15 protein-coding genes and 1 tRNA gene are annotated in these 17,553 nt (G+C 75.5%); 8 read left to right on the top strand and 8 right to left on the bottom strand.

All coding sequences use genetic code 11. The features are described 5' to 3' along the window. Nucleotides 1–5 precede the first annotated feature (5 nt). Nucleotides 6–2,051, top strand: coding sequence for an NHL domain-containing thioredoxin family protein (locus tag AC1050_RS16965; RefSeq protein ID WP_482388583.1), 2,046 nt, complete (start codon nt 6–8; stop codon nt 2,049–2,051). A gap of 60 nt (nt 2,052–2,111) precedes the next feature. On the opposite strand, the gene AC1050_RS16970 is transcribed toward AC1050_RS16965, so the two are convergent. The 3 genes from AC1050_RS16970 to AC1050_RS16980 form a co-directional block, all read right to left on the bottom strand. Continuing rightward, complete coding sequence (locus AC1050_RS16970; protein ID WP_482388584.1) at nt 2,112–3,443, bottom strand: GGDEF domain-containing protein; 1,332 nt, start codon at nt 3,441–3,443, stop codon at nt 2,112–2,114. Between the two features lie 99 nt (nt 3,444–3,542). Then, the gene (locus tag AC1050_RS16975) at nt 3,543–4,187 is read right to left on the bottom strand and encodes a TetR/AcrR family transcriptional regulator (RefSeq protein WP_482388585.1); all 645 of its coding nucleotides are present in this window, start codon (nt 4,185–4,187) and stop codon (nt 3,543–3,545) included. Between the two features lie 108 nt (nt 4,188–4,295). Further along, nucleotides 4,296–5,006: a biliverdin-producing heme oxygenase gene (locus AC1050_RS16980; RefSeq protein ID WP_482388586.1), complete on the bottom strand. Its 711-nt coding sequence runs from the start codon at nt 5,004–5,006 to the stop codon at nt 4,296–4,298. 133 nt (nt 5,007–5,139) lie between these two features. Between AC1050_RS16980 and AC1050_RS16985 the strand changes: the two genes are divergently transcribed. Beyond that, nucleotides 5,140–5,706, top strand: a complete 567-nt coding sequence (locus AC1050_RS16985) for a DinB family protein (RefSeq protein WP_482388587.1) — start codon at nt 5,140–5,142, stop codon at nt 5,704–5,706. 851 nt (nt 5,707–6,557) lie between these two features. Here the strand turns inward: AC1050_RS16985 and AC1050_RS16990 are convergent. Continuing rightward, nucleotides 6,558–7,064 (bottom strand): DUF2000 domain-containing protein, encoded by a 507-nt coding sequence (locus tag AC1050_RS16990; RefSeq protein ID WP_482388588.1) that lies wholly within the window; start codon nt 7,062–7,064, stop codon nt 6,558–6,560. A 116-nt stretch (nt 7,065–7,180) separates the two neighbouring features. Here AC1050_RS16990 and AC1050_RS16995 point away from each other — a divergent pair, with 116 nt between their 5' ends. Then, nucleotides 7,181–7,702 carry an Lrp/AsnC family transcriptional regulator gene (locus AC1050_RS16995; protein ID WP_482388589.1) on the top strand — a complete coding sequence of 174 codons (522 nt, stop codon included), beginning with the start codon at nt 7,181–7,183 and terminating at the stop codon, nt 7,700–7,702. Here the strand turns inward: AC1050_RS16995 and AC1050_RS17000 are convergent. The 3 genes from AC1050_RS17000 to AC1050_RS17010 all read right to left on the bottom strand — a co-directional run bounded on the left by AC1050_RS17000 (nt 7,638) and on the right by AC1050_RS17010 (nt 11,334). Then, complete coding sequence (locus AC1050_RS17000) at nt 7,638–8,291, bottom strand: hypothetical protein (RefSeq protein WP_482388590.1); 654 nt, start codon at nt 8,289–8,291, stop codon at nt 7,638–7,640. The genes AC1050_RS16995 and AC1050_RS17000 overlap by 65 nt on opposite strands. Before the next feature lie 238 nt (nt 8,292–8,529). Then, nucleotides 8,530–8,600 (bottom strand) — tRNA-Gly (locus AC1050_RS17005). A 232-nt stretch (nt 8,601–8,832) separates the two neighbouring features. Then, complete coding sequence (locus AC1050_RS17010; protein ID WP_482388591.1) at nt 8,833–11,334, bottom strand: glycoside hydrolase family 94 protein; 2,502 nt, start codon at nt 11,332–11,334, stop codon at nt 8,833–8,835. Between the two features lie 146 nt (nt 11,335–11,480). Here AC1050_RS17010 and dcd point away from each other — a divergent pair, with 146 nt between their 5' ends. Then, the gene (dcd, locus tag AC1050_RS17015) at nt 11,481–12,056 is read left to right on the top strand and encodes a dCTP deaminase (protein ID WP_482388592.1); all 576 of its coding nucleotides are present in this window, start codon (nt 11,481–11,483) and stop codon (nt 12,054–12,056) included. A gap of 11 nt (nt 12,057–12,067) precedes the next feature. Next, the gene (locus AC1050_RS17020) at nt 12,068–13,183 is read left to right on the top strand and encodes a hypothetical protein (protein WP_482388593.1); all 1,116 of its coding nucleotides are present in this window, start codon (nt 12,068–12,070) and stop codon (nt 13,181–13,183) included. Nucleotides 13,184–13,186: 3 nt separating this feature from the next. On the opposite strand, the gene AC1050_RS17025 is transcribed toward AC1050_RS17020, so the two are convergent. Further along, nucleotides 13,187–13,663, bottom strand: a complete 477-nt coding sequence (locus AC1050_RS17025) for a hypothetical protein (RefSeq protein ID WP_482388594.1) — start codon at nt 13,661–13,663, stop codon at nt 13,187–13,189. A gap of 204 nt (nt 13,664–13,867) precedes the next feature. On the opposite strand from AC1050_RS17025, the gene AC1050_RS17030 reads away from it, so the two are divergent. Genes AC1050_RS17030 through AC1050_RS17040 form a run of 3 tightly spaced genes read left to right on the top strand, consistent with a single transcriptional unit; the run spans nt 13,868 to nt 17,486 of the window. Continuing rightward, complete coding sequence (locus AC1050_RS17030; protein ID WP_482388595.1) at nt 13,868–14,761, top strand: SDR family oxidoreductase; 894 nt, start codon at nt 13,868–13,870, stop codon at nt 14,759–14,761. Between the two features lie 34 nt (nt 14,762–14,795). After that, nucleotides 14,796–16,673 carry a glycoside hydrolase family 15 protein gene (locus AC1050_RS17035; RefSeq protein ID WP_482388596.1) on the top strand — a complete coding sequence of 626 codons (1,878 nt, stop codon included), beginning with the start codon at nt 14,796–14,798 and terminating at the stop codon, nt 16,671–16,673. Between the two features lie 12 nt (nt 16,674–16,685). Further along, nucleotides 16,686–17,486 (top strand): SDR family NAD(P)-dependent oxidoreductase, encoded by an 801-nt coding sequence (locus tag AC1050_RS17040; protein ID WP_482388597.1) that lies wholly within the window; start codon nt 16,686–16,688, stop codon nt 17,484–17,486. Nucleotides 17,487–17,553 lie beyond the last annotated feature (67 nt).

Raw genomic sequence — 17,553 nt, forward strand, 5'->3', positions numbered from 1 at the left:
CTCCCGTGACCACCAGCAGCGCCCGTCTCCCCAAGGTCCGCGCGTCCGAGCTCGTCGGCCGCGGCTGGCTGAACACCGGCGGCCAGGACGTCGCCCTCGCCGACTTGCGCGGCAAGATCGTCCTGCTCGACTTCTGGACGTTCTGCTGCATCAACTGCCTGCACGTCCTGGACGAGCTGCGCGCCCTCGAGGAGCAGTACCGCGACGTGCTCGTCATCGTCGGCGTGCACTCGCCGAAGTTCGTGCACGAGGCCGACCCCGTCGCGCTGGCGGCCGCCGTCGAGCGCTACGAGGTGCACCACCCCGTGCTGGACGACCCGGAGCTCGTGACCTGGTCCGCGTACACGGCGCGCGCCTGGCCGACGCTGGTCGTCATCGACCCCGAGGGCTACATCGTCGCCCAGATGGCCGGCGAGGGGCACCAGAGCAACGTCGAGCGCCTGGTCCGCGACCTGGTGGCCGAGCACGAGGCGAAGGGCACGCTGCACCGCGGCGGCGGCCCCTACGTGCCGCCGGAGCCGACCGCGGGCACCCTGCGGTTCCCGGCCAAGGCCGTCGCGCTCCCGGGCGGCTCGCTGCTGGTCGCCGACGCCGGGCACCACGGGCTCGCGGAGCTGGACGCCGACGGCGAGACGCTGCTGCGCCGGATCGGCTCCGGGGAGCGCGGCCTGGTCGACGGCGGTCCCGCGGACGCGCGGTTCAGCGAGCCCAACGGCCTGGCGCTGCTGCCGGACGACGTGGCGGCGGCGGTCGGCTACGACGTGCTGGTCGCGGACACCGTCAACCACGCGCTGCGCGGCGTGCGGCTGTCGGACGGGCACGTCACCACCGTCGCCGGCACCGGCACGCAGTACCTGGTCGGCGAGCCGACCGTGCCGTCCCCGCTGCCCGGCCGCCCCGACCTGTGGCGGGCCGGCGGCACGCCGCGTCGCGGCACCGAGGTCCCGCTGTCCTCCCCGTGGGACGTCGCCTGGTCGCCGCAGACCGGGACCGCGCTGGTCGCGATGGCGGGCAACCACCAGCTCTGGGCGTTCGACCCCCGCACAGGCGTGGTGGAGCCCGTCGCCGGCACGATGAACGAGGGCCTGACCGACGGCGACCCGCGCGAGGCGTGGTTCGCGCAGACGTCCGGCGTCGCGCTCGGCGCCGACGGCCGGCTGTGGCTGGCCGACTCCGAGGTGTCCGCGCTGCGCTGGATCGACCCCGGCACGACCGAGGCCCCCGCCGTGCCCGCTGTGCCCGACCTCGCCCTGGTCGGCGCCGCCGCGGCCGTGCGCGCGGCGGCCGGCCCGGCCCGGCCCGCCGGCCCCGCGGACGCGTGGTCCGGCGCGACGGTGGGCACCGTCGTGGGTGCCGGGCTGTTCGACTTCGGCCACCGCGACGGCCCGGCCGACCAGGCCCTGCTGCAGCACCCGCTCGGCGTGGCGGTGCTGCCCGACGGCTCCGTCGTGGTCGCCGACACCTACAACGGCGCGATCCGCCGCTGGGCCCCGGCCGCCGACGGCGACGGTCCCGGCGAGGTCAGCACCCTGGCCACGGGGCTCGCCGAGCCGAGCGGCCTCGTCGTGCAGGCGGACACCGAGGCCGGCGGCGTGACGCTGCTGGTCGTCGAGTCCGCGGCGCACCGCCTGACCCGGGTCGCCCTGCCCGCGACGCTGGCGGGCGAGGTGCTGGACTCCGGCGCGCACCGCACGCAGCGCCCCGTCACGGACATCGGCCCGGGCGAGCTCGCGCTGGACGTCGTGTTCACGCCCGCCGCCGGGCAGAAGTACGACGACCGGTTCGGTCCCTCGACGATGCTGCGCGTGTCCGCGACGCCCCCGGGGCTGCTGCTGGACGGGTCGGGCGACGACGTGCCGCTCACCCGGACGCTGCGGATCAACCCGGAGGTCGCCGAGGGCGTGCTGCACGTGACCGCGCGTGCCGCGAGCTGCGACGCCGACCCGGCGATCGAGTTCCCGGCCTGCCACCTCAACTCGCAGGACTGGGGCGTGCCGGTGCGCGTTGTGGCCGGCGCCCCGGCCGGGCTCACCCTGCCGCTGCACGGCTGACCCGCCCTGACCCGCCGGGGTCCGGCGGGTCAGCCGGGCCGCCGGGGGTCGGCGGCCCCGTCAGGACGCGCCGACGACCGCCAGCGACATCAGCGTCTCGAGCGTGGTCGCGGCCGTGGCGTCGTCCGCGGGCAGGGTCGACTCCAGGGTGAGGAGCCACGGCTCGCGCAGCAGCGTGACCTGGCGCATGCCGCTGACGTGCAGCGAGGACGTGCCGCCACGGGCGACGACCACCGAGCCGTCCGCGCCGTCGTCGTGCGCGACGGACCAGCCCGACCCGCCCATCGCCTCGGTGGCGGCGGCCGCGAGGGCGCACAGCCGGGACAGCGCGGTGGGGCCGGTGCCGGCCAGGGCGGTCACGGCGGCGGCGACGGTGCGGCCGACCACAGCCCCGGGGTCGTCGGCGCGGTACTGCCGGGCGCGCGCCGCGGCGTGGCTCCGCTTGGCGTGGTACTGGGCGGCGTCGGCCCGGCGGAACAGCGAGCGCGGCGTCGGCGCGGCCCCGAGCGAGCCGCGGGCGGACGAGGCGATGCCGTAGGAGATCGACGCGCCGTGCGGGAGCGCGCTGTCCCCGACCACGGCGTCGACCACCTGCACGACCGTCGACCGCGGGATGCCGCAGGTGACGATGCAGAACTCGTCGCCGCCGATGCGTGCCGCCGTCGACCCGGGCAGGCTGCCGCTGGCCCGGCGCAGCACGCCGGCCACGCTGCGCAGCAGCTCGTCGCCGGCGTCGTGGCCGAGCTCGTCGTTGACCCGCTTGAGGCCGTCGACGTCGCACATCACGATGCACGTCTCGTCGCCGGAGGCGATCGCGGACTGCGCGGCCTCGTCGGCGACCCGGCGCGTGCTCAGGCCGGTCAGGGCGTCGTCGGAGACCAGGTGCCGCACCTGCTCGGCGAGGTCCAGGCGCGCGACGTGCGCGCCGACCAGGGCGCCCAGCACCTCGCCGCGGGCGGCGTCGTCGGGTCCGAACGGGGTGGCCCGCTCGTCGCGCACGGCGCACAGCACGCCCCACAGGTCGCCGTTGACGACGACCGGTGCCACCAGCGCGGGCCGGGGTCGCACCGGGTCGTCGCCGGGGGCGGACAGCCAGGTCTCGCGGCGCCGGACCAGCGCGCGGACCGCCTCGCCGTCCTTGAGGGCGTCCTCGGCCGCGTGCAGCTCGTCCGTCGGGTCGGCGGCCAGCACGTGCCAGTCGTCCTGCTCCAGCCGGGCCACCGCGGCGACGGTGACGTCGAGCAGGTCCCGGGCGGCGACGACGCCGGCCTCGTGGACCTCGCTCAGGGTGGTGCAGCCGCTCAGGCGGTGCGCGAGCAGCGCGAAGTGCCGGGCGTCGTCCCCGTCGTCGCGAGGCGTGCTCTCCCGGGCCGGCGGCGGTGCGTCGGTCACGGGCCCATCATCGCCCGTCGGGACGCTCCGCACACCCGCTGCTCACGCAGCGGTTCGGCCGAGCGGGTGAACGCCCGCTCGTGGTGCGCCCCGCCGGGGTCAGGCGGGCACGGCCTCGGGGGCACGATCGCTCGACTCGGCGGCCTCGGCGCGGTGACCCGCCCCGACGGCGCGCAGCACGAACAGCACGGTGGACTCGATCGCGCGGTCGCGCTCCGGCCCGTCCTCGGGCAGCGCGCGGCTGCTCAGGCACGCGTTGACCAGCGACACCGTCGTGCCCAGGTCCTGCTCGGGGAAGTCGCCCGACTCGATGCCCGCGGCGAGGATCCGGCGCAGCATCGCCTCGACGACCACGACGTGCTCCCGCACCCGCTGCTGCGTCCCGCGGGACAGCACCGACCGCAGGTCCGGCCCGGGCGCGAGGTGGTAGTCCCGCTTGAGCACGCACTGCGCGCGCACGTACGCGCGGAGCTGCTCGGTGGGGTCGTCGACGTCGGAGATCTCGGCCTCGAGCGCGGCGATGTACTGGCCGGTCTCGTGCATGATGAAGCCGACGAGCATCGACTCCTTGTCGGCGAAGTGGTTGTACACCGCGGTGCGGCCGACGCCGGCCGCCTGCGCGATGTCGGCGAGCGTGATCGCGTCGAACCCGCGCTCGCCCATCAGGCGGGACATCGCGCCGAACAGCCGCAGGCGGGTCTGCTCGCGGTGCTCGTGCAGCGAGCCGCCGATGATCTTGGGCATGCTGACATCCTGGCACGAAGCGTCAGCACGTGGGGCCCCGTCGCGTGCCGGACCTGTGGAGGTCCGGCACAGGGTGGTCCGGCACAGGCTGGTCCGGCGTGGTCGGGGTCAGGCGGGGCGGTGCACCTCGGCGAGCGCGGCGAACAGCGCACGGTTGTGCCGGAACGCGGCCCGCGCCTCCTCGACCACGGCGTCCCGCTCGGCCGGGGTGAGCGCGAGGGCGTCCACCCGGGCGCGGTAGAGGTCCTTGAACGGCTTCGGCTTCGGCACCGCGGGGAACGCGTAGAAGTGCACGCCGGCGTCGGCCACGCCGTAGTGCCGCTGCACCATCCGCCCGATCACCTGCCCGCCCGACAGGTCCCCGAGGTACCGGGTGTAGGAGTGCGCGACGAAGCGGCCGACGTCCGGCCCGCCCGCGCGGATCCGGGCGGCGTACGCGACGGTGGCGGCCGCGGGCACGGCCTGGTCGCGCCAGCCCGGGCCGACCAGGTGCTCGAGGTCGGCCTCGATGGCGGGCACGCGCCGCAGCTCGTCGAACACGACCCCGGCGCCGCCGGGTGCGCGGCGCACGAGCTCGGCCGTCTCCTCCAGGGCGACGTACACGGCGTGCAGCTGCAGGGCCAGGTCGACGTACGCGCGGACGGTGAGCCGGCCGCCGAGCAGGTCCTCGACGAACGAGGACCCCTCCGCCGCCTCGTGCTCGGGCCGGGTCCCCTCGCGCAGCAGCAGCGACAGGGGCGCGGGGCCGGTCGGTGCGGCCTCGACGGCCGCGGCCGCGACGGGGTGCGGTGCGGCGGGCAGGTCGTGCGTGGTGGTCATCGAGGCTCCCGGGAGGACCGACGGTTCGACGACGATATGACGTCGCGTCAGAACGTACCGGACGAAGTTAGGCTTGCCTACCCTCTGCGGGAATCGTACGCCTCCGGGCGTCCCACGCGTTAGCGTGCGGTGCGTGAGCGCACCCGCCCCCGAGCCCCGGCCTGCCCCCGCAGACGGCTACGCGCCGGCCGCCCCCGACGCGAAGGACTGGACCTGGGTCCTGACCGAGCGGTGCGGCGAGTGCGGCTTCAGCGGCACGGACGTCGCCGGACCGGACGTCGCCGGCACCGTCCACGACCTGGTGCCGCGGTGGCGCTCGGCGCTGAACCGGCTCGACGTGCGGGAGCGCCCGCGCCCGGAGGTGTGGTCCGTGCTGGAGTACGGCGCCCACGTCCGCGACGTGCACCGCGTGTTCGCCGAGCGCCTGCGGCTGATGCTGGAGCAGGACGACCCGCAGTTCGCCAACTGGGACCAGGACGCCACCGCCGCCGCCGAGCGGTACGACCTGCAGGACCCGGGCCGCGTGGCGGACGAGCTGGCCGACGCCGCCGCGACGCTCGCGGCCGGGTTCGCCGCCGTGCGGCCCGACCAGTGGGCGCGCACGGGGCGGCGGTCGAACGGCTCGGCGTTCACGGTGGAGACGCTGGCGCAGTACTTCCTGCACGACGTGGTGCACCACCTGCACGACGTCCGCGCCTGACGCGGCGCAGCAGGCACGACGAGGCCCCTCGGACGCTTACTCCGAGGGGCCGGTCGTCGCCGACGCTAGGTGCTCCTCCACGCGCTGCGGCTGAGGCGCGCCGGGCCGGCGGTCGTCCACAGATGTTGTGCACAGCCCTGTGATTTCCGCGCGATCACACGGGACCCGCTGTGGACAAGGTGTGCACGGCGCGGTGGACGAGGATCGGGTGGGCCCGACCCCTTGCGGCTCGGACGGGGGCAGGACTAGAACTTCTGCAACGACCACGGCGGACCCACCGCCACCGCAGGAGGACCCGCCCCGCGGGGGTCCTGCGGTGCGGAGCCGCCGCGGCCGGACCCGAGGGAGAACGACGGACCACCTCGGCGGGGAGACCTGCCGGGCTGCGGCTGACGACGCAGTGGCACCGTGGGAACCCGACGGTCGGATCGTCGCCGTCCCGCCCGTGGCGGGCGTCCCCTCGGGGTCGCCACCCGGAGCCGGGGCGGAGCCGCACCGTCAGGGCGGTGGCCGGTCCCCGACCCGTCGGGGACGGTGGGACGACGATCAGGGGAAGGCCCCTCGGACGCTTACTCCGAGGGGCCTTCCTCGTGCCCGGACCCGGTTTCCCACAACCTTGCCCACATGTCCACAGGCTCGCGGCGCCCGAACGGGTGCCTCGACCACCCGGTCGGGCGGTATGTCCGGTTCAATCCACAGAAGTTGTCCCCACCTTGTGCACGGCGACGCGATCCGCGCGGGGGACGAGCCGGCCTGCTGTGGACAGCGTGTGCACGCCACGGTGGACGACGGGACGAGGCCCGGAGCGGCCGCCGTGCCGCCGCGGGGCGGGCCGGATCGCGAGCGACGGGTCACGCGCCCGAGCCGAGCAGCGGCAGCCTCCGGACCACGCGGTCCACGCGGTTGCGGGGCCCGACCAGGCTGACCGCCAGGTAGTCGAGGTCGTCCGCGGGCCGGTCCGCCACCGCGGCGAGGTACTCGGCGTAGACCCGGGTGCGCTGCGCCGCGGCCGGTGCGTCCGCGACGTACGTCCCGGGCGCCGTGAGCGCCGCCGCGCGGATCCGGGCCAGCTCGGCGCGAGGTGCGCCCAGCACGGTGCACCCCGCCCAGGGCAGGCCGGGGTGCGCGCCGCCGCCGGCGTCCGTCGCGGCGGGTCCCAGCAGCCCGGGCACCGCGGCCGCCGTCGCCGCGGTGACGCACACGACGGCGTTCGCGGCCTGGCCGGCGGCCAGCGCCTCGTCCACGACGACGACCCACTTGAGCCGCGCGGACCGGGTCGGCTGGTCCAGCCGGAGCTCGTCGGGGTCGTAGCCGACGGCGGCCGGGGGAGCGGAGGGGGGAGCGGGGCTGGCGGTCACGGCTGCTGCCTTCCTTGGGGGCGATGGCGGTCGTCGTGCGACGACGGAGCACGACGCTAGGCAGTCGTGCGACCAGCGCACAACAAGTCCGTACGACATACGGATACGCTGGCGGTATGACCGATCTCGACGCACTCGACACGGCGATCCTGCGGGAGCTGCAGGACGATGCACGGCGCACCAACCGGGACGTCGCGGCCGCGGTCGGGGTCGCGCCGACCACGGCTCTCGACCGGACGCGCGCGCTGCGGGACCGCGGCGTCATCCGGGGCGCGACGCTGGACGTGGACCTCGCCGCGATCGGCCGGCCGGTGCAGGCGCTCGTCGCGGTGCGCATCCGCCCGCCGTCCCGGCGCAACATCGAGGGGTTCCGGTCCTGGGTGATCGACCTGCCCGAGACGCTGGGGGTGTTCGTCACCAGCGGCACGGAGGACTTCCTGGTGCACGTGGCGGTGCCCGACAACGAGAGCCTCTACGCCTTCGTCATCGACCGGATGACCGAGCGGCCGGAGATCGCCGACGTCCGCACGTCCGTCGTCTACGAGCACCTGCGCCGGCGCCGGGTCGACCCCGTCAGCCGGGCGACCCCGTCGTCGGCGACGCGACCGACGGGACCCGGTCGCCGGCCCGGGGCGTGACCGTCGCGGGGCGGGGTCGGGCGACGGTCACGCGCAGCCCGTGCGCGATGGCCTCCGCGTGCGCGATGAGCTCCTGGTACCGCTCCGGGTCGCGGGTGTCGAACCGGAGCTCGACCGCCTCCTCGGCGCCCGGGGCGAACACGGTCCAGATCACCTCGTGCCGCTGCACCCCGTGGCTGCGCAGCGTCACGACCGCCTGGCCCGCCGGCACCGCCCGCAACGAGGCCGCGTGGTACGCGGTCCGGGTCGCCGTCGCGCGGGTGCGGTAGATCTTCCGCTGCACCCGGCCCAGGTGCAGCTTGGCCGCACCGGGGGCGCCCGACGCCCCCGCGAGCAGCTCGCACGCCAGGGTGCCGACGACGTCACCGGTCGGGCCGGGCACCCAGGCCGCCGCCCGCACGTGCCGCGTGTTCAGGTCGACCACCGCCCGGTCGACGGCACCGAGCGCGGCGCGCAGCCGGGCCGCGGCGACCGGGCCGGCGGTGAGGTCGGCCGCGAGCCGGGCGGCGACGCGCGGAGAGTCCCCGGGCCGCCACCCGCACCACCGCTCCGGCAGCCGGAGGTCGATCCGGGCGATCTGGTGGTTCATGCGGTCCCTCCGTCGGCGCTGGCGTCGGCACGCTAGGCACGGTCGGGAGGGGTCCTGCGCCCTCAGAGGGCGGGTCGGGCGGCGCTGGGGGCCGGAACGGGGCGGCCGGCGCCGCGGAGGCGCAGAAGTGAGTGCTGCCGAGCGGCACTAGGTGCTGCGCCTAGGTGGACGCGGCCGGTGACGCGCGAGGGGGACGAGGAAGGGCCAGGCGCGGACGTACCGGCCTGGCCCTCGAGGGAGCGGGTGACGGGAATCGAACCCGCGCTATCAGCTTGGGAAGCTGAAGTTCTACCATTGAACTACACCCGCGCGACCACCGCGGGCGCTGCCGCGACGTGGTCGTGGCGTCCCCGTCGCCGGGAACGCCCGCCCAGCATAGCGGGTCCGCGGCCGAGGTCGAGGCGACGTCCCGCCGCCCGTCCGTCGCTGCGACCGCCGCGCCCGCGCGTCCGCGCCCGCCGCCGCGGCCGGTCCGTCGCGTCCGCCGCCCCGAGGACCCCCGCCCGCGCACGGGCGGGGGTCGGCCCGGGACGCTCGGGGGTCAGACGGTGACCTCCACGCGGACGGTCGTGCCCGCCGGCGCGTACGGGACGGTCGCGCCCTCGACCGGGGTGCCGTCGACGACCAGCCGGCCACGGGCGCCGGGGGCCCCCGAGTTCGTCACGCTGATCTCGTACCGCGCGCCGCGCGCCACCCGGGTCACCGTGAACGACGGCACGTCCGGGCCGATCTGCGGGTCGACCACCAGGCCGTCGTGCTCGGGCCGCACGCCCAGGAGGTACTGCGAGACGGCGACGAAGTTCCAGGCGGCGGTGCCGGTCAGCCAGGAGTTCTTGGCCTCGCCGTGCCGCACGGCCTCCTTGCCCGCGATCATCTGGGCGTACACGTACGGCTCCTGCCGGTGCACGTCCGAGATCTCCTCGCGGTACGCCGGCGTGATGCGGCGGTAGTAGTCGAACGCCTGCGCGCCGCGGCCGACCACCGTCTCCCCGATGACCACCCACGGGTTGTTGTGGCAGAAGATGCCGCCGTTCTCCTTGTACCCCGGCGGGTACGTCGAGACCTCGCCGAGCTCGATCTGGTAGCTCGTGTACGCGGGGTGCTGCAGGACCATCCCGTGCGGCGTCGCGAGGTGCTCGCGCACCGAGTCCAGCGCGCGCACCGCGGGGCTCGCCGCGTGCTCGGGGGCGGCCGGGTCGGTGGACTCGACGCCGATGCCCGCCATGACCGCGAAGCCCTGCGGCTCGATCCAGATCTTGCCCTCGGGCGTCGCGTCGGTGCCCACGGGGTTGCCGTAGAAGTCGTACGCGCGCAGGAACCACTCACCGTCCCAGCCGTGCTCCAGCACGGCCGTGCGCATCGCCTCGATCTCGGTCCGGGCCCGGGCGGCGACGTCGGCCAGCCCGCGGCGCTCGGCCAGCTCGGCGTACTCCGGCCCGATGTGCGCGAACATCGCGGCGATGAACACCGACTCGGCCACGCCGCCGGCCTGGTTCTCCGTCGTCTGGAACGACTCGCCCGGCTCCGTCGAGAAGCAGTTGAGGTTGAGGCAGTCGTTCCAGTCCGCGCGCCCGATCAGCGGCAGCCCGTGCGGGCCGCGGTTGGCCACGGTGAACTCGAACGACCGGGTGAGGTGCTCGAACAGCGGCACCTCGGTGCCGGGCTCGTTGTCGAACGGCACGGGCTCGTCCAGGACGGCCCAGTCGCCGGTCTCCTTCACGTACGCGGCCACCCCGAGGATCAGCCACAGCGGGTCGTCGTTGAAGCCCGAGCCGATGTCGTCGTTCCCGCGCTTCGTCAGCGGCTGGTACTGGTGGTAGGCCGACCCGTCCGGGAACTGCGTCGAGGCGATGTCGATGATCCGCTGCCGGGCGCGCTCCGGGACCAGGTGCACGAACCCGAGCAGGTCCTGGTTCGAGTCCCGGAAGCCCATCCCGCGGCCGATGCCGGTCTCGAAGTAGGACGCGGACCGCGACATGTTGAACGTGACCATGCACTGGTACTGGTTCCAGATGTTGACCATCCGGTCGAGCTTCTCGTCCGTCGAGGTCACCGAGTAGGTCGAGAGCAGGCCGGTCCAGTACGCCCGCAGCGCGTCGAACGCGGCCAGGGTCTGCTCGGTGGTCGCGAACCGGGACAGCAGCGCGTGCGCGCGCTCCTTGTTCACCACCTGCAGGGCCTGGACGCCCGCGGCCTCGTCGGCCGGCGCCCACTTCTCGTCGTGCGGGTTCTCCACGTAGCCGAGCACGTACGTCAGCGACCGGCTCTCGCCCGGGGCGAGCGTGACGTCCACCTGGTGCGACCCGATCGGGTACCAGCCCGAGGCCACCGACCCCGTGGCCTTCCCGGCGCGCGGCACCACCGCCTCCCCGAGCCCGTTCCACGGGCCGACGAAGGTGTCCCGGTCGGTGTCGAAGCCGTCGGCCCGCGTGTTCACCCCGTAGACCGCGTAGTGGTCGCGGCGCTCGCGGTACTCGGTCTTGTGGAAGATCGCCGACCCGCTCGGGCCGTCCAGCTCGACCTCGACCTCGGCGAGCGACAGGTTGCGCTGGTAGTTGGTCTGGTCGTCCTGCGCGTTCCACAGGCAGAACTCGACGAACGAGAACAGGCTGACCGTCTTCTCGGCGTCCGAGGTGTTCGTCAGCGTGACGTGCTGCACCTCGGCCGTCTCGCCCAGCGGCACGAACAGCAGCGTCTCGACGCGCAGGCCCCCGCGCTCGCCGGTGATGCGCGAGTAGCCCAGGCCGTGCCGCGCCTCGAAGTGGTCCAGCTCGGCCTTGACCGGCAGCCAGCCGGGCGTCCACACGTCGCCGCCGTCGTTGACGTAGAAGTACCGGCCGCCGGAGTCGGCGGGGACGTTGTTGTACCGGTACCGGGTCAGCCGGCGCATCTTGGCGTCGCGGTAGAACGAGTACCCACCCGCGGTGTGCGACACCAGCGAGAAGAACTCCTCCGAGCCGAGGTAGTTGATCCACGGGGCCGGGGTGTGCGGCGTCGTGATGACGTACTCGCGTGCCTCGTCGTCGAAGTGGCCGTACCGCATCGTTGCGCCTCTCGGTCTGGTGAAACCGCTGCGGGAGCGCTCCCACGCGGCTGGCGTCGGCCAGCATAGCGGGCACGCGGGGGCGTCCGGTGCCGCCTGCCGGGCGGCCCGGCGGGCAGGCGTCCGGCAGGCACTACCGTGGTCCCGTGCTGCTCTCCGACCGCGACATCACCGCCGAGCTCGACTCCGGCCGGGTGGTCCTCGACCCGTACGACCCGGCGATGCTGCAGCCCTCCAGCATCGACGTGCGGCTGGACCGGTTCTTCCGGCTGTTCGACAACCACAAGTACGCGGTGATCGACCCCGCCCAGGACCAGCCCGACCTCACCCGGCTGGTCGAGGTCGAGCCCGACGAGGCGTTCGTCCTGCACCCCGGCGAGTTCGTGCTCGGGTCGACCTTCGAGCAGGTCACGCTGCCCGACGACGTCGCCGCGCGGCTGGAGGGCAAGTCCTCGCTGGGCCGCCTGGGGCTGCTGACGCACTCGACCGCCGGGTTCATCGACCCGGGTTTCTCCGGGCACGTGACGCTGGAGCTGTCGAACGTCGCGACCCTGCCGATCACGCTGTGGCCGGGCATGAAGATCGGCCAGATGTGCTTCTTCCGGCTGTCGTCGCCGGCGCTGCAGCCCTACGGCGCGGGGGCCAGCGGCTCCCGCTACCAGGGTCAGCGGGGGCCGACGGCGTCGCGGTCCTGGCAGAACTTCCACCGCACCGAGGTCTGACGGGAGCGGACGTGACCAGCCTGCTGCCCCCGCTGCCCGAGGCGCCCGCCGCCCGGCCCGGCGCCGTGCCGCCGCCGGGCCGGCACCTGCTGGTGCTGCCCGAGGGCGTCGCGCCGGACGAGGTGGAGGTCCTGGCGGCGAGCCGGTTCGTCAGCGCCCGCTGGGAGCGGCCGCCGCGCGTGCCGTCCGGCCGGCGGGCGACGGGGGCCGCGCGGGGTGCCGCACCGGCCCCGTCCGCGGGCGTGCTGCGGCTCGGCCGGCTGTCCACGCTCACCGGGCCGTACGCCCTCGAGCCCGGTCAGGTGGCCCGCTGGGGCCTGCCGACCGACGCCCGCGTCGCCTGGGTGGTGGACTGCCCGCGCGAGCGCGCCACGTCGCCCGCGTTCGGCGGGGACCGCGACGGGCTGCGCCGGGCGTTCGGCACCGACGGCCCGGTCCGCGAGGAGCTGCGCGTCGTGCAGTGGCTGGTCGCGGCCGCCCGGCGGCTCGGCGGCGCGCTGCGGGTCGAGGGCGGCGTCGTGCTCGAGCCCGAGATGGACGCGGCGCTCGACCTGACGGTCTACTCCGGCCGGTGGGTGGAGCCGGAGGCCGTGCTCGCCGCCGCCCGGCGCGTGGACTCGCGCGCGCGGCTGGACGTGCCGACCGTGCCGGCCGACCCGGCGGACCCCGCGGGACCGGCCACGCCGCAGCAGACGGGGGCCGCCCTCGTCGCCCGGGACCGCGTCGGGGCCGGGGTCGCGGACCGCGAGGAGCGCCGCCGGCTGCACGCCGAGGGCGACGCGTTCGACGCGCACATGCGGCAGAACCCGCCGCCGTCGGAGGCCTTCGGGCTGCAGATCGACCTCGGGGTGGACGGCGTCGTCGTGGTCGAGGTCGCCGTGGAGGCCGATCCGCCGATGGTGCTCGGTGCGCTGGACTGGGCCCGGGGCGAGGTCGTCGCTTACCAGGTCCGCTGGGCGGCGCCGGACGTGGAGGAGCTCGAGTCGGAGCGGCCGTCGCTGCCGCACCGGGTCGCGCGCGGCCGGGCGGCTCGCGCCGTGCGCAGCGTGGCGCGGGAGGTGCACGCCGAGGTGGGCGGCGAGATCGCGGACCTGGCCGGCTTCCTGGTGGACCCGGCGGACCTCTAGGGGTCAGCCGGCGGCGGCGACCGCCACGCCCCCGGGTGCGCTGCGCAGCGCGTCGACGCGCGCCGCGACCCGGCCGACCGCGTCCACCGGCCCGACCAGCGCACGGAGCACGACGACGCGCCGGGGCCCGCGCTCGATCGCGAGCACCGCCAGGCGGCGGCGCGCCGCGCCGGTCGGCGGGTACCCGATCGCGCGGACCCGCGTGACCTCGTCGAGGGGCACGCGGTGGGTGACCCACCAGGTGGCGCAGCGCAGGTCGGCGCGCTCCACGTAGACGCCGGCCCGGGCCGTCCGGACCGCGAGCACGAGCGCGAGCACGCCGGCCAGCGCCGTGGCGGTCGGCCACCGGTGGGCCGAGGTGCCGATGAACAGCGCGGCCAGGCCGAGCCCGCCGCCGGCCAGCGCCCACGCCACGGCGCCCGCGCGGGCGACGCGCCGCGGCACGCCCGGTCCGCGGTCCGTGGCGGTGGTCCCGAGCATCGGCGCCTCCGTCCGGTCGTGGTGCGCGGGCCGCGCCGAGGCGGCCGCTGGGCGTCACGGTAGGTCCCCGGGCCGCGCCTGTCGACGCGGACGGCCCGGTTGCGGCACCCCCGGCCCCGTCCGACCATGACGGAGGACGACGCCCGCCGTGCACCACGGCGGGCGTCGCCGTCTCGCACCCGATCGGAAGACGGAGGTGGCCACGTGGCCGACCAGTACACGTTCCAGGACCCGATCTCGCAGTACCCGACGCCCGAGCCGCCGGAGCAGAGCCAGGACGGGCCCGGTCTCGACGCGGACCTGCAGCCGCTCGCCGACCACGGCCAGGACACCTACCGCGGCACCGGCCGGCTGACCGGGCGCAAGGCGATCGTCACCGGCGGCGACTCCGGCATCGGCCGCGCCGTCGCGATCGCGTTCGCCCGCGAGGGCGCCGACCTCGTGCTCAGCTACCTGCCCGAGGAGCAGGAGGACGCCGAGGCCGTGGCGCAGCTGGTCCGCGACGCGGGCCGGAAGGTGGTGCTGGCGCCGGGCGACGTGTCCGACGAGGCCTACTCGCGCTCGCTGGTCCGCACCGCGCTGGACGAGCTCGGCGGTCTGGACACGCTCGCGATCGTCGCCGGCCGGCAGCAGTTCGTCGAGGACATCGCCGATCTGACCTCGGAGTCCTTCGACCAGACCTTCCGGACCAACGTGCACGCGCTGTTCTGGCTGGTCCAGGAGGCGGTGCCGCACCTGCCGAAGGGCGCCAGCATCATCACCACCTCGTCGATCCAGGCGTACCAGCCGGCGCCGATCCTGGTGGACTACGCGACGACCAAGGCCGCGATCAACACGATCTCGAAGGCGCTCGCGCAGCAGCTCGCGCCCAAGGGCATCCGCGTGAACGTCGTCGCGCCGGGCCCGATCTGGACCCCGCTGCAGACCGCGGGCGGCCAGCCGCCGTCGGCCCTGCCCGACTTCGGCAAGCAGACGCCGTACGAGCGCGCGGGCCAGCCCGCCGAGCTCGCGCCGGCGTACGTGTTCCTCGCGTCGCAGGAGTCGAGCTACGTGAGCGGCGAGACGCTCAACGTCAACGGGGGCATGCCGACCCCGTGACGGTGACGACGGCGACGACGGTGCGGGGGCGCGCGTGACGGAGCAGCCGGGCCTGGAGAACCTGGACGGCGACGCCGGCACGCGCACGCAGGGGTCGGGTCACGCGGACGCGGAGGCGTTCCGCGACCCGACCCCCCGCACCGACGGGTACGCGGACCTGCGGTCCTACGCCGTGCTCGGCGACGGGCGCACCGTCGCCCTGGTCGCGGACGACGGGCGGGTGGACTGGTTCCCCGTGCCGGACCTGGACACCCCGCCCGTGTTCGCGGCCCTGCTCGACTCCGACGGCGGCGGGTACGTGTCGCTGGCGCCGACCGTGCCGTTCCGGCTGCGCCGGCAGTACGTGGTCGGCACCAACGTGCTGGTCACCACCTACGACACCGACGGTGGCCAGGTGCGCGTCACCGAGGCGATGAGCACCGGGGTGGCCGGCCGGCTGCCCTGGAGCGAGCTCGCGCGCCGGGTCGAGGGGCTGTCCGGGTCGGTGCCGATGGCCTGGCGGGTGGCACCCGGCACGGTGCTCGGCTCGGCGTCGCCCTGGGTGCAGCAGACCGTGCAGGGGCCCGTGCTGCGCGCCGACGGCGTGACGCTGACCGTCCGGACGCTCGGGGAGATGACCTCGGTCGTCGACGACCAGGCGTGCACCGGCGCGTTCGAGGCCACCGCGGGCTCCCGGCACCTGGTCGCGGTGATCGGTACCGAGCGCGAGCCGGTGATGCTGCCGGACCCGCACGACGTGGACGCCGGCATCGACCGCACGATCGAGAACTGGCGGGCCTGGACCCGCGAGTTCCACTACGACGGGCCGTGGGGCAAGGCGGTGCAGCGCAGCGCGCTCGCGCTCAAGCTGCTGCTGCACGAGCCGACCGGCGCGATCGCCGCCGCCGGCACCACCTCGCTGCCGGAGAGCATGGCGGGCGGCAAGAACTGGGACTACCGGTACGCCTGGGTGCGCGACACCGCCTACACGCTCGACGCGTGGATCGGCTTCGGCCTGCGCGAGGAGGTGCACGCGGCGATCTCGTGGGTGCTGCGCACCCTCCGGCAGCACGGCGTGCAGATCTTCTTCGCCCTCGACGGCGCGCTGCCGCCCGGGCCGGAGCGGCACGACGTGCCCGGCTGGCGCGGCATCGGCCCGGTCGTCACGGGCAACCGCGCCGACGGCCAGCTGCAGCTCGGCGTGTACGGCGACATCCTCGGGGTGGTGCGCGGCTACGTCGACGCGGGCAACCTGCTCGACGCGGAGACCGGCCGGCTGCTCGCCGCGGTCGCCGACGAGGCCGCCGACGCCTGGCACCGCCCCGACGCCGGGATGTGGGAGCTCCGGGAGGAGCGGCACTACACGTCGTCCAAGCTGGGCTGCTGGCAGGCGCTGCGGTGCGCCGTGCACCTCGCGGAGCTGGGTCAGATCCCGGGCGACCCGGACCGCTGGCGCGCCGAGGCCGACCGGATCGCGCGCTGGGTCGCCGAGCACGGCTGGTCGGAGGAGCGGGGCGCCTACGTCATGCACCCCGGGTCGACGGACCTGGACGCCTCGATCCTGCTGCACGCCCGCAGCGGGTTCGACACCGGCGAGCGGATGAGCCGCACGGTCGACGCGCTGCGCGCCGAGCTCGGCTCCGGCCCGCTGCTGCACCGGTACTCGGGGATGCCCGAGGAGGAGGGCGCCTTCGTCGCCTGCGCGTTCTGGGGCGTCGCGGCGCTCGCGCTCGTGGGCCGCACGGACGAGGCGCAGGACTGGATGACGGAGCTGCTCGACGTCGCGAACGACGTCGGCATCTGGCCGGAGATGGTCGACACCGGCTCCGGCGCGTTCCTGGGCAACCTGCCGCAGGCCCTGAGCCACCTGGCCCTGGTGCAGGCCGCGCTCACCCTCGCGCCCGCCGTGCGGGACGACGACCCCACCACCTGAGAGGACCCCTTCATGGACCTGGGCATCACCGACCGCGTCGCGCTGGTCACCGGCGGTGACTCCGGCATCGGCCTGGCCACCGCGCGGTCGCTGCTGGCCGAGGGCGCGCGCGTCGTGCTGACCGACCAGGACGCGCCCGAGCTGGAGCGGGCCGTCACGGAGCTCGGCGCGGCGCCGGACCGGCTGCTGCCCGTGCTCGCCGACCTCACCGTCCCCGCCGAGGTCGAGGCGCTGGTCGCCCGCGCGACCGACGCGTTCGGCCCGCCCGAGATCCTGGTGCACGCCGCCGGCGTCACCGGCGCGCAGGGCGCGTTCCACGAGATCGACGACGCCGGCTGGGCCAGGACGATCGAGGTCGACCTGCTCGCCGCCGTGCGGGTCGTCCGCGCCGTGCTGGGCCCGATGCGCGCGGCCGGGCGGGGACGCGTGGTGCTGATCGCGTCGGAGGACGCCGTCCAGCCCTACGTCGACGAGCTCCCGTACTGCGCGTCGAAGGCCGGGGTGCTGGCGCTGGCCAAGGGCCTGTCCAAGGCCTACGGGCCGGAGGGCGTCCTGGTGAACGCCGTGTCGCCGGCGTTCATCGCGACGCCCATGACCGACGCCATGATGGACGCCCGGGCGCAGCAGCGCGGCACCGACCGCGACGAGGCCATCACGTCGTTCCTCGCCGAGGAGCGGCCCCACATGGCGCTGGGCCGCCGCGGCGAGGCGGACGAGGTCGCCGCGGTCATCGCGTTCCTGGTGTCGGAGCGGGCGAGCTTCGTCAACGGCGCGAACTACCGCGTGGACTCCGGCTCGGTCGCCACGGTCTGAGCCCGCGCGCCGCCCGGGGCGTCAACCCCGGGCCGCCGGTGGGGTGGAGTCCGGGTCGTCGACCTGG

This window comes from Cellulomonas sp. NEAU-ZC6 (assembly GCF_056844425.1).